Genomic DNA, 12,837 nt, shown 5'->3' with positions numbered 1-12,837 from the left:
TAACTCTAAATTGACCCCAAGTGGGGTGATAACACCTTCACAGAAAAAGCAGAAAAAGGGGATGGATTTATTTCCGGAAAATAAATCTGTCCTCTTTCCTTTTGTCATGTCGAAGGTATCGCTTTGGCGTGTTTGGGCAAGCCGATGGAAATCAGCGCGGCCAGCATGACAAAGGCCGTAGAAACCCACAGGCAAGCTTCCAGTCCGTAGGCTTGGTAAATCCAACCAGACAGTACGGTACCGAGCAGCCGCCCCAATGCGTTGGACATGTAATAGAAACCCACATCCAGCGATACCCCGTCCTCTTTTGCATAGGAGATGATCAAGTAGCTGTGTAAGGAGGAGTTCACCGCAAACAGCGCACCGAAGATCATCAATCCACCCAGGAGCACAACCTGGGGTGACCCGCCCGCCGAGAGGCCGAGGGCGATAGTGGCCGGGAAGCCGGCCAGCGAAGCCGCCCACATGAAGGCCGCTCGCCCATCCGGGACATGGCCACGCGTCTTCCCGGTGATGTTCGGGGCGAGAGACTGAACGATGCCGTAGCCGATGATCCAGGCTGCCAGAAATCCACCCACCCGCCAAAAGTCCCAGCCCAGTACTTCACTCAGGTACACCGGCAAGGCGACGACAAACCACACATCGCGAGCACCAAAAAGAAACAGCCGCGCCGCCGAGAGGATGTTGATCGCTCGGCTCTTGGAGAGCATTTCGCGGAACTTCGGCTTGGCCTTGGCTCTGCCCAGATCCTTTTGCAGCAAGAACAGGCTCGCGATCCAGATTAGCGCCAATACCGTTGCCATCAGCAGCACCGCCCCTCTGAACGTCAGCCATGCCAGCAAGGCACCGCCCAGGAAGAAGCCCACACCCTTGAGGGCGTTTTTTGAGCCGGTGAGGACGGCTATCCACTGATAAAGCGTGCCCTGCTGCTGGTCGGGCACCAAAAGTTTGATCGAACTCTTGGCACTCATCTTATTGAGGTCCTTGGCGATACCGGACAATGCTTGAGCGCCCATCACCCAAGGAATGGTCAGTAGAGCGACTGGTACTGTGAGCATCAGCAAGGCGGCGACCTGGAGGCCAAGACCGATATTCATCGTGCGATTCAAGCCCAGGCGAGCGCCCAGGTAGCCGCCCACCAGGTTGGTGATGACGCCAAAAATTTCGTAGAACAGGAACAGCGCGGCAATGTGCAGCGGCGAGTAGCCCAATGTGTGGAAATGCAATACCACCAACATGCGCAGTGCGCCATCGGTGAGGGTGAAGGCCCAGTAGTTGCCGGTGACCAGCAGGTACTGCCGAACTTCCGGGGAAAGGGCTGACGACGCCTTCATGACCACCGCTGTTAACCGGCCAAGCCGGCCAGTTTGGCCAGTTCGACAACGCGGTTGGCGTACCCCCACTCGTTGTCGTACCAGGCGTAGATCTTCACTTGGGTGCCGTTCACCACCATGGTCGAAAGCGCATCGATGATCGAGGAGCGCGGATCGGTGCGGTAGTCGATCGAAACCAGTGGACGCTCCTCATAACCGAGGATGTCTTTGAGCGGACCAGCAGCCGCAGATTTGAGCAACTCATTGACTTCATCCACCGAAGTCGCACGCTCCACCTCGAACACGCAGTCGGTAAGAGAGGCATTGGCCAGTGGTACGCGCACGGCATGGCCGTTCAGGCGGCCACGCAACTCCGGGAAAATTTCCGCAATGGCTGTCGCCGAGCCTGTGCTGGTCGGGATCAGGCTCATGCCCGAAGCACGGGCGCGACGCAGGTCCTTGTGCGGCTGATCGAGGATGCTTTGCGTATTGGTCAGGTCGTGGATCGTGGTGATCGAACCATGGCGAATACCGAGGTTTTCGTGGATCACTTTGACCACCGGAGCCAGGCAATTGGTGGTGCAGGATGCGGCGGTAACAATACGGTGCCGAGCCGGATCGAACAGGTGCTGATTGACGCCCATGACGATGTTCAGCGCGCCCTGCTCCTTCACCGGTGCGCAGACCACCACGCGCTTCACACCTTGTTCCAGATACGCCTGAAGCACGCCAACGGACTTCATTTTGCCACTGGCTTCGATGACTAAATCGCAGCCGGACCAGTCAGTGTCGGCGATGGATTGGTTGGCCGTCACCCGAATGCGTCGACCGTCAATGACCACGCAATCGCCATCGGCGCTGGCTTCGTTGTGCCAACGGCCGTGCACCGAATCGAAATTGATCAGGTGCGCATGGGTGGTAGCGTCGCCAGCAGGGTCATTGATTTGCACGAATTCAAACTCGGGCCAGTGCCAAGCGGCGCGCAATGCAAGACGACCGATTCGACCGAAACCGTTGATACCTACTTTGATGCTCATGATGTTGTTCTCTTTCGTGTGCTGACTTCGGAGGGGCAGTAGATGGTTTGATTGAATTAACAGCTATCTCAGCAACATGCTGCCTGGCGCTCGGGACGCTCACCCATCTGATCAAGGCGTTTTTCGTCCTGGCTCAGCCAGTGGCGGTTGGCCTCAAGCGTGACCTGGATTACGTCGATGACCCACTGTGGAAGCTCAACGTTCAGTCGGTAGTAAATCCATTGCCCTTGACGGCGAGTTTCGAGCAGTCCGCAGCTACGCAACTGAGCCAGGTGGCGTGAAATCTTGGGTTGACTGTCACCGAGTGCGCAGATCAGTTCGCATACGCAGAGTTCACCTTGTGCGCAGAGCAGTAACATGACCCTTGCGCGGGTTTCATCACCCAGGCATTTGAAGACAGTGGCAGGCAGGAGGTTCATCGGAGTGGCTCATATATATGAACATACGAATATACGGATATTTATGAATTGAGAAAGACCTGACATTGGCATGCCAGTGAAATATTCAATGCTTAATGAACGCCTTCAGTGCCTGCTTCTAGCCTATCGTTGCCTGTTTTTGGCGCCGCGATCGATCCGCAGCGGGTGTTTTGGCAAGCAAACCCAGCTTTTCGCCTATGCCGTCACATCCCCCAATACAATCGGAATTGATTTGATTACCCGCAGCCGAGAAAGCCAGGGGCAGAGCGCCCTGGCTTTCTCGCTTCACACGCCTACTGGCCTGGTACCTTCTTGCTCATCGCCTTGACTTGATCCAGGACCTGCACGAGGTTGTAGGACTCCGGCGATTGCAGGGGCGGGAACTCGGCAAAGGACTCAAGTTCCTGTAGCCATAATTGCTGGCCAACCGGCAACAGGTTCCAATCGTAGAGATAGGCCGTGCTGGGTGCCGCCAATGCACCGCCGATAGACAGCACCGACTTCTGCTCTTCGCCTACGGCCTGTTCGAACGGATCCCTGCGAATATTTTGCACCTGCGCCCAGCCATACTGCTGTGGGCCTGCCAGTGCTGAAGCGCCGGATGACCCTTCCATGGTGAAGTAAATCTTCCAGTTCTTGTAGCGTACGGCCGAGGGTGTAGCCCCGGTGTAGTACAAGAATGTATCGCGCGCTGACTTGTTCGATTTGCCTGTCAGATAGTCCAGTTGATTGACGCCCTGCAGCTTGGTTTTGACGATGCCCGGGTACTTGCCGGCCATGATCTGCGCGTTGAGTTCGTTGCCTTTCGGGCCGCCTGCGATTTCAACCAGTGTCGGCATCCAGTCGTAGGAGGCAACGATGTCGTCATACACCGTACCGGGCTTGATTTGACCGGGCCAACGGATCAGCGCCGGTACACGCATGCCGCCTTCCCAGGTCGTCAGCTTGCCGGCCTTGAAGGGCGTCATGCCACCATCGGGGAATGTCTGGCTTTCTGCACCGTTGTCTGTGGTGAACACCACGATGGTGTTGTCCAGCTGCCCCATACTCTCGAGCTTTTTCAGCACCAGGCCGATATTGTCGTCCATCTGCTTCATGCCGACTTCCTGGATACCCCAGTCGTTACCACCTCGTTCACCCAGCATGGCCTCATACTTGGGCGAGAACACGGTGGTTACATGCATGCGCGCCGGGTTGTACCAGACAAAAAAGGGCTTGTCGGTCGTCTTTGGGTCGTTGCGGTCGAGGAAGTCGATAACCTTGGCTGAAATTTCTTCATCCACCGTTTTCGAGCGTTCCAGGGTGAGCGGCCCCTCATCCTTGCACGTCTGGTTCTTTGACGAGCCGTCCTTGGACGCACAGGCCAAAACAGGCCGCGGTGGTGTCAGGCAAACGGTGGTTTTGGGGGCGACGGCTCCTGGCACTCCCGGCACCCCTGGAATGAGCTCCGTTTGGCACGGTGGGGCAATGCCCTGTTCGGTAGGGCTTTTGTTGATGTCCGGAAAGCTGACCTGCTGCATGGCATCCAGGTGATAGAGGTAGCCCCAAAACTCCTGGAAGCCGTGTGCTGTAGGCAGTGCGTCGGGGTGATCTCCCAAGTGATTCTTGCCGAACTCACCAGTGGTGTAGCCCTGGTCCAGCAGGAACTTGGCGAGTGCCGGTGTGCCTGGTCGCAGGTAAGAGGGGCTGCCAGGCAATTGCGGCGGAATCATGCCGGTGCGCAAGGGGGTCATGCCGGTGAAAAAAGCGTTGCGGCCAGCCGTGCAACTTTGCTCGGCATAGTAAGTCATGAACTTGGCGCCTTCATTGGCGATTCGGTCCAGATTGGGTGTCGTATCAAACCCCAGTCCGTTCTGATAAGCCCCGACCTGCATCCAGCCGATGTCATCTCCCATGATGAACAGAATATTGGGCTTTTTGTCGGCTGCTTGGGTGAGCGTTGGTGAAAACGCTCCCAACATCATGCCGCTGGTGGCCAACCCCACCAGCACCATCTGTTTAAGTCTCATAGCGTGTTCCTCTATCTGTTGATATAGGCGTACAGCTACTTCTGACTACCGCTGCACCTCCCTCGAAAAGCGCGAATGGATAATGATTATGACCCTCCAGCCTTGCGGTGCGGCAAACGTCAGTTCGTGGATGGATGAGTCTAGACGATGGGGCGAATACAGGGATCAGCGCACTTATTTGGCGAAGGCAAATACGACGCTCCCTGCTGCCCTACGTTGTCGCCCTGACAAATGAGACTCGCGTCGATGGCCGAGAGAAAATGACAAGGTTCGGGAAAGAAGGTTTACAAAAATGCGAACGAGTTGAATCTATCCCTCGCAGAAAATCACTCCCCACAAAAAAGCCCACTGACCGTCACCGGTTCAGTGGGCTTTCCAATTCAGCTTCTACTTACAAAGCCATATCACTCGCAGCATTAGTCTTCGGCGCCTTCCCAGCCTCAGCCGGAGCAACAACCGGAGCCGCCAACTGCGGAATCACCGGCGGCGGAGTCAGCTCCAACACCTTCGCGGTGTAAGCCCACTCCTGCGCAACCTTCTCAGGACTGCCGTTCAACTGAGTGCCATAGCTCGGCACGATCTGGTGCAGCTTCTCCTGCCACGCCGGCGAAGCCACCTTGTCCTTGAACACTTTCTGCAGCACGGTCAGCATGATCGGCGCAGCAGTCGACGCACCCGGCGATGCGCCCAGCAGGCCGGCGATCGAGCCGTCAGCGGAGGCAACGATTTCGGTACCCAGCTTCAGCACGCCGCCAGCGGCTTCATCGCGCTTGATGATTTGCACGCGTTGGCCGGCTTGCCACAGGCGCCAGTCTTCGGCTTTGGCGTTCGGGAAGTATTCTTTCAAGGCGTTCATGCGGTCTTCGTCAGACAGCATCAGTTGGCCGGCGAGGTACTCGACCAGCGGGTATTCCTTGATGCCGACCTTGGTCATCGGCCACACGTTGTGCGTGGTGGTGGTGGTCAGCAGGTCCATGTACGAACCTTCCTTCAGGAACTTGGTGCTGAAGGTCGCGAATGGGCCAAACAGGATGACGCGCTTGCCGTCCAGGACGCGGGTGTCCAGGTGCGGAACCGACATCGGCGGTGCGCCAACGGAGGCTTTGCCGTAGGCCTTGGCCAGGTGTTGTTCGGCGATGGTCGGGTTTTCGGTCACGAGGAACGAGCCGCCGACCGGGAAGCCTGCGTATTCCTGGGCTTCCGGAATGCCGGACTTCTGCAGCAGGTGCAGTGCACCGCCGCCGGCGCCGATGAACACGAACTTGGCGTCGGTTTCGGACTTGGTGCCGTCTTTCAGGTTTTTGTAGCTGACGCGCCAGGTGCCGTCTTCGTTCTTGGTGATGTCTTGCACTTCGCTAGACAACTTCAAGTCGAACTTTGGCGTGGTTTGCAGGTGCGCCACGAACTGGCGGGTGATCTCGCCGAAGTTCACGTCGGTGCCGATCGGCGACCAGGTGGCCGCGATTTTCTGGTTCGGGTCGCGCCCTTCCATCATCAGCGGAACCCACTTCTTGATCACAGCCGGGTCTTCGGAGTACTGCATGCCGGCGAACAACGGGCTCGCTTGCAGGGCTTCGTAGCGCTTCTTCAGGAACTTGATGTTGTCATCGCCCCACACAAAGCTCATGTGCGGTGTGGAATTGATGAACGAACGCGGGTTTTTCAACACACCTTGCTGAACCTGCCAGGACCAGAACTGACGGGAGATCTGGAACGCTTCGTTGATTTCAACGGCTTTCGGGATCTGGACTTTGCCGTTCTCGTCTTCCGGGGTGTAGTTCAACTCGGCCAGGGCGGAGTGACCGGTACCGGCGTTGTTCCAGCCGTTGGAGCTTTCCAGGGCGACGCCGTCGAGGCGCTCGATCATTTCCATCGAGGTGCCAGGTTCCAGCTCATTGAGCCAGACACCCAGCGTTGCGCTCATAATGCCGCCGCCAATCAGCAGCACATCGACTTTCTTTGCCTCTTCCGCGTGGACGGAAGTCATCCCCATCGACAAAGCCAGCCCCAGCAGGGCCGTGTTCATTTTTTTAAACATCTGTAGCACCTATGATAAAACGCCATCCGCCCTTCCATCTTCATGTCAAAAACCCCTGGTTCACGGCATTCAGGCAGGATGTCGTGGGTGTTCATGCATGAGGATTGGAGGGGTGGGCACACAAGGCCGATGTGTCTCCATCGACCTCAGTTATATGTCCCTACTGAACTGACTTTTTATCATTATTGGCTTCAGCTACTTGAGCGACATTGATCCTGTCTGCGCGTCTCCGGGACGGGCAAACTGATTAGGTCAAACCAAGTTGGCGCGCAGAATATCACGGTCGGGCGACCGTGCGCTCCGGAAAGGACTCACGGGTCTAGTCCAGACGAGGCTCGTTCGCCGCGTTCTGGCCCAAACGATTCAGCACAAACACCTTGGCGTTGCGGATCATCTGGTCCAAATGCCGGTCACGCTGCTTCTCGGCGTCGATCATTGCGCGCTTGCCGTGTTTCTACAGCAAGTAGGCATGGATCTGTCGAACCTCCAGCGAACCGTAGATCGACGCCACATCCAGCAGCCCCATCAAGCCTTCGCTACTGTGGTCGCGAGTGTTCATCAGCACTTGGGTGCTGCGCACACCCAGCACCTGAAACCCCATCGATTCGAACCATGGCACCTTGGCGACGGCGCAGGTCAACTCGGCGTGCGGGTAGCGGCGGGTCATGTCTTGCAGCATGGCGCGCGCAACACCTCGGCGACGATGGCCGGCGTCGACCGCCATGTAGGCCACGCCACACGCATCGGGGTCGTCCTTGATCGGTAGGTAAAGCAGAAAACCGATGACTTTCGACGGGTCTTCATCGTCGGTGGCGACGATCAGCTCGACTGCAATGCCCTTGGAGCCGTCGAGTGCTTCCAGGTACAGGTGCACCTCGAAGCCGACCGTGTATTGGTACACGTTGTACAGCGGGTTGCTCGGACCGATGCCGACCATGCTGATGTCGGTCAGGTTATCGACGACCATTTGCAGGATCTGGCTGTTGATGGGCTCCGGGCACGGGGCGTCGAAATGGGTGAGTGACGGCATTGAAATTCTGACTCCGGGAAAAGGCTTACTGGGCATCGGCCAGGCTATTGTCACAGATTGATCGCCACGCTGCTTCGGCCAGCAGTTCCCGGTAAGCCTTCGGACTGCCCTTCACCCGCCCCGACAACCACGCGCGGCAGTAACTGTCGGACTGGCCAATGATCAGCGATAGCAGCAGTTCAGCCGGAACCGCTCGCAACTCATCGCGCCGGCCGGGTTCCGCCAGCCATTCTCCGAGCTTTTGGTTACGCGCCTTGTTGCGGGCCACAAGCTCGTCCTTGAACGGCCCTTTGGTCACGGCAAATCGCGCGTGGTACTGGAACCGCGCCCATTCCGGCTGGCTGTCGACCCAATCGACGAAGCTGTGCACCAGCGCGTGTACGCCTTCTTGGGTGGTCTTTGCTTCACTCAAATAGCGGTCGCGAAGCTGGGCCTGATCGTCCAGCGCGGCGAAAAACAGCGCCGCCACCAAACCTTCCTTGTTGCCGAAATGATGGTAGATCGCGCCCACGCTGGTGTCGCACTCGGCGCGAATCATCTCGATGGTCGTGGCTTCCAGCCCTTGTTCATTGAACAGGGCCAGGGCCTTTCTGAAGATATCGCGTTTGAGTTCGGCTCTTCTGCCGGGGTAGCAGCGCTCAAGTAAATCTGAGGTTTCCATACGGGACACAGGCCAAAAAAAGTCCATGACAAGGCAGACGACTGCCGATGAACAAGCCGCGCTAGGTTGACAGATTTCACGGCAACAGAATACTGTTCCGTAACAGAACATTATTCTGTTACGGAACATCATTCTGTAAAACCAACCCAGCAGTGAGGCTTCAACATGAGTCAGTTTCTCAGCATGTTCAACAGCGCAGGCCCGCAAGCGTTCAGCCAAATGGCCTGTCAGGTGGCGCCCTACTTCAGCACCATCAACCCGCTGGTCTCGGAGTTGCGTCCAGATCACGCCACGGTCCAGGTGCCCTTCAGCCGGGAGATCACCAACCACCTTGGTACGGTCCATGCTATTGCGATGTGCAACGCCGCCGAGCTGGCCGCCGGAATGATGACCGACGTGTCCATCCCTGCTGGCGCGCGCTGGATTCCAAAAGGCATGAGCGTGGAGTACCTCGCCAAGGCCAAAAGCGACGTGACCGCAGTGGCCAACGGTGAAGAGGTCGACTGGCAGACTGAAGGCGACAAGATTGTCCCGGTGGACATTCATGACGCTGAAGGCAAAAAAGTGTTCACGGCGCGGATCACCATGAATGTGAAGCTTTCCTGAACCCCGATCCTTAGCAGCTGGCGCAGCCTGCGTCCGGCTGCTACAGGTTGTCGCGTAAAGACAACCCCATTCCCCGACAATGAGGACTTACACCCGGTCCCCCCCACTTTCCCCAATTCAGCCCCACGTTTACATTTTTTTCACAACTCAATGATTCATCTTGGTTTCTCAGGTGTACCTGGTGATGGCGCAACTTATGCATTGGCCAAAATGCAAGTGCCACCACTTAGGCATGCCCCCCCGAGAACCATCATGAAAAACTCATTTCCTGTGAACAAGTCGCCCGGCTTCTTCGGGGCGCAGGGCATTACCTCAATGGTGTTGATGACGTTCAGCCTGACCGCCGTCAACGCCGCCCCACTGGATGATTACGGGCCACCGCCACCGACGGACCCCTCGGCGTACACTAACCAGCCAGCCGATCCGGCAGCGGCGCTGGAAGCATTGAAGACCATGCCTCCGGCCAATCAGGGCTCAATTGCGTTGCCCAATGGCGTGTATGGCGACAAAGCCACAACCCGGACCGATAACGTATTGCCGCCCGCCTTGCAGACTTCTTTCAACTACCCCACCAATGGCAAACCCAGCCCATTGTTCGGCGCCCAACCGTACACCCAGCAGTTGTTGCTGTTCGAAGAATTCGGCCCGGAAACACTCGACCCGACCACCCCGCCCTATACGTTGACGTTCCCCGTCCCCCTTGCCGGCCCGGCACCCGCGCAAGACCCGAACAGTATCGCGCGCAGCGGCCCATCGCTTACCGGGCTGGACAATTTCATGCGGCAGCCGGGGCTGACGCCGTACCCCACGCAGTTTTCCAATGTGCTGGATCGCAACCCGTGGAAGTCGCCGATCGAAGCTTTCCTCAACCGCCATCCGGTTGGCTCGCCCGCCGAAGGACGGCCACCGGGAAAAGGCTGGTCGCATCAACGCTGGAACGAATTTTATCCTCAGGTCCAATTCAAGACCGTGCAGGTGGGCGCACGTATCAACAAAGGTCTGCGTGACAGCAAGCAATTGCACCACTATGCCGTCGGAGAATTCGCCCCTGGCGGGCTCTATTACCAGACCTCGGACATCCCGACCACGTTAGGCACCACCAAAGGCATCGACACACGCTTCCACCCCAAAATGCCGATACAAAACCACAAATCGTTGTGGACCTTCGACGGCACTTTTCCAGTCAAGTTGCTCATGGTGCGTTACGGTCAGCCCGTGCTGATGCGTCACTACAACGCCCTGCCGATCGACCCGTCAGCCAACGCCGGTTTTGGCCTGCACACCCTTAGCTCCCACGAACACAATGGGCACTCACCGGCTGAAAGCGATGGCTATGCCAACGCGTTTTTCTTTCCGGGGCAGTTCTATGATTATCGCTGGCCGCTGCAACTGGCCGGTTACGACACCATCAACACCACCGCGCAAGACCCTCGTGCCGCGTTCCCCTGCGCACCGGGCGAGAAGTTGTACGTCAATGACACCAGCCCAGGCCTGAAAACCTGCGACAACGGCACGATCAAGATTCGCGGCGACTGGCGCGAGACCATGAGTACCCACTGGTTTCATGACCACATGCTCGATTTCACCGCGCAGAATGTCTACAAGGGCAATGCGTCGATGATGAACTACTACAGCGCCATCGATCGCGGCAACGAAGCGATCGAGGATGGCGTCAACCTGCGCCTCCCCAGCGGTTCAGGATTGCCGTGGGGCAACCGCGACTACGACGTGAACCTGATGATCGCCGACAAGGCCTGGGATGCCAATGGCCAGTTGTGGTTCAACCCGTTCAACACCGATGGTTTTCTGGGCGACCAGATCCTCGTCAACTGGCAGTATCAACCGAGCCTGAAAGTCCGCGCGCGCGCCTACCGATTCCGCATTCTCAACGGCTCGGTGTCGCGCTACCTCAAGATGGCTCTGGTGCGCGAAATTGCCGGCAATGGCGGTGAGTTTCCCGGGCCCGCCGGTTCCGGGGTTTCTTACGCCCGGGTGCCGTTCCACATGATCGGCAACGACGGCAACATCATGGAGCACGCCGTACCGTTCGACGGCAGCATGGACCTGGACGGTGACGGTAATACGCAGGACAACAACGCAATTTTGCCAACCCAAGGCATTGCCGAACGCTTCGACATCATCGTCAACTTCGCGAAAAACGGGATCTCGGTGGGTGACAAGCTGTACTTCGTTAACGTGATGCCACACCAGACCGGCAAGGGCCCGATAAAGGAAGAACTGGCACTGGCAGACGTGTTGTCCGGGACGTACAAGGCGGTGATCAAACAAACCAGCACCGGCCCGAAATGGGACGAGGGTGACCCCGCTGTTGGCAAGTTCATGCAAATGGTTGTCCAGCCTTACAGCGGGCAGGACCAGAGCATGGACCCGGTCGCCTATGAACCGGCAAAACCGGGCAAAGCTGCCGGCAAGAAAATGATCCCGCTGACCATCGACCGCGACAACCCCAACGACCAGCAAAAACTCACAGTGGCGCGGCATCGCGAGTTCATTTTCGGCCGCTCCGATGGCACCGACGAAGCCCCCTGGACCATCAAGACTGACGGCGGTTTCGGTTACACCATGGACCCTCGCCGGCTCAGTGCTGCGCCGCAATTGGCCAACGGACCGAAAGATGCGGGGTTCTCCGGAGACGGCACCCTCGAAGTGTGGAAAATCGTAAATGGCGGCAACGGCTGGAACCACCCTGTCCACGTGCACTTCGAAGAAGGCGTGATCCTCAGCCGTGACGGCAAGGCACCGCCGGAATGGGAAAAATGGGCACGCAAGGACGTCTATCGCATTGGCGAAGGCGTGGAAAGTTCGGAGAACGTCGAAATGGCGATCCACTTCCGTGAATTCGCCGGGACCTACATGGAGCACTGTCACAACACTCAACATGAAGATAATTCGATGTTGCTGCGTTGGGATGTCGAGCACCCGGGTCAGTTCCAGTTGATGCCAACGCCCCTGCCTGGCTGGGACGGCGTCACCTACGTGAACTCCGTGGGCCTGCCTACCTTCCGCACTGGCGGTGACGGTAACAACAACCAAGGCGACAACAAAAAACCGATCGCCAACCCTGACAGTGCCATCAGCAACAATGGCCTGCCGCTGACCATCAACGTATTGGCCAATGACACCGACCCCGACGGCAATCTGCCGCTCAAAGTCGTGGGGCTGAATCAGCCGGACTCCGGCAAGGGCACGGTCAGCACCGACGGGGTGCGTGTGGTCTACACACCACCGGCCATCGTCCCGGCGCCGTTCACCGCGACCTTCATCTATCAGGCCAGCGACGCCAAGGACGCGAAGTCGGATCCGGCGACAGTCTCGGTGGCGGTTTCCGCCGCAGCGGTCAACGAGGATCTGCTGGTCACCAGCGCTACCGTCACCGTTCGCATCGGCAATCGCTACGCCTGGGATATTTCCGGGACCACCTCGCGCTTTGCCGGCAATAACATAACGGTGACCGCGGCCACCACCGCCGGGCCACTTAACCTGGGCACCGCCACGCTCACGAAAGTCGGCACGGGCGGACGGTGGCGGTTGACTGTGACGACCACCGGTGCCGGGCCGGCAGCAACCCCGACCATCACCGTCAAGTCAGCACTTGGCAAGACGATAACGGCGCCGATATCCGTGCGCTAAAGCGGTATCGCTTGGCACCCGGTCCGTTCATTGCGGACCGGGCGCCAGTCGATTACGGGTTCGGCCAGGGACG

Annotated in this window: 8 protein-coding genes and 1 pseudogene; 2 read left to right on the top strand and 7 right to left on the bottom strand. The window is 58.1% G+C overall.

Going from position 1 to position 12,837, the window contains the following annotated elements; genetic code table 11:
• Nucleotides 1-104 precede the first annotated feature (104 nt).
• The 7 genes and pseudogenes from arsJ to BMS17_RS24255 form a co-directional block, all read right to left on the bottom strand.
• Complete coding sequence (gene arsJ / locus BMS17_RS24285) at nt 105-1,334, bottom strand: organoarsenical effux MFS transporter ArsJ (RefSeq protein WP_046030334.1); 1,230 nt, start codon at nt 1,332-1,334, stop codon at nt 105-107.
• A gap of 11 nt (nt 1,335-1,345) precedes the next feature.
• Nucleotides 1,346-2,350, bottom strand: coding sequence for an ArsJ-associated glyceraldehyde-3-phosphate dehydrogenase (locus BMS17_RS24280; protein ID WP_046030336.1), 1,005 nt, complete (start codon nt 2,348-2,350; stop codon nt 1,346-1,348).
• A 68-nt stretch (nt 2,351-2,418) separates the two neighbouring features.
• A complete protein-coding gene (locus tag BMS17_RS24275; RefSeq protein WP_046030337.1) occupies nt 2,419-2,769 on the bottom strand; it encodes a metalloregulator ArsR/SmtB family transcription factor in 351 nt (116 codons plus the stop codon).
• A 293-nt stretch (nt 2,770-3,062) separates the two neighbouring features.
• Nucleotides 3,063-4,754, bottom strand: a complete 1,692-nt coding sequence (locus BMS17_RS24270) for an arylsulfatase (RefSeq protein ID WP_256577264.1) — start codon at nt 4,752-4,754, stop codon at nt 3,063-3,065.
• Between the two features lie 415 nt (nt 4,755-5,169).
• The gene (mqo, locus tag BMS17_RS24265; RefSeq protein WP_077431947.1) at nt 5,170-6,816 is read right to left on the bottom strand and encodes a malate dehydrogenase (quinone); all 1,647 of its coding nucleotides are present in this window, start codon (nt 6,814-6,816) and stop codon (nt 5,170-5,172) included.
• A 319-nt stretch (nt 6,817-7,135) separates the two neighbouring features.
• Nucleotides 7,136-7,846 (bottom strand): annotated as a pseudogene (locus BMS17_RS24260) (GNAT family N-acetyltransferase).
• 25 nt (nt 7,847-7,871) lie between these two features.
• Nucleotides 7,872-8,507: a TetR/AcrR family transcriptional regulator gene (locus BMS17_RS24255; RefSeq protein WP_077431946.1), complete on the bottom strand. Its 636-nt coding sequence runs from the start codon at nt 8,505-8,507 to the stop codon at nt 7,872-7,874.
• A 165-nt stretch (nt 8,508-8,672) separates the two neighbouring features.
• Between BMS17_RS24255 and BMS17_RS24250 the strand changes: the two genes are divergently transcribed.
• Both BMS17_RS24250 and BMS17_RS24245 read left to right on the top strand, forming a co-directional pair.
• Entirely contained in the window at nt 8,673-9,113 is a 441-nt protein-coding gene (locus BMS17_RS24250; RefSeq protein ID WP_077431945.1) for a hotdog fold domain-containing protein, read from the top strand.
• Nucleotides 9,114-9,365: 252 nt separating this feature from the next.
• Entirely contained in the window at nt 9,366-12,764 is a 3,399-nt protein-coding gene (locus BMS17_RS24245; protein WP_077431944.1) for an Ig-like domain-containing protein, read from the top strand.
• Nucleotides 12,765-12,837 lie beyond the last annotated feature (73 nt).

It is taken from the genome of Pseudomonas sp. C9, assembly GCF_002000165.1.
GTDB lineage: Bacteria > Pseudomonadota > Gammaproteobacteria > Pseudomonadales > Pseudomonadaceae > Aquipseudomonas.
Note: the sequence above shows the minus strand (reverse complement) of the source record. Positions and strands in the feature narration are given on the sequence as shown.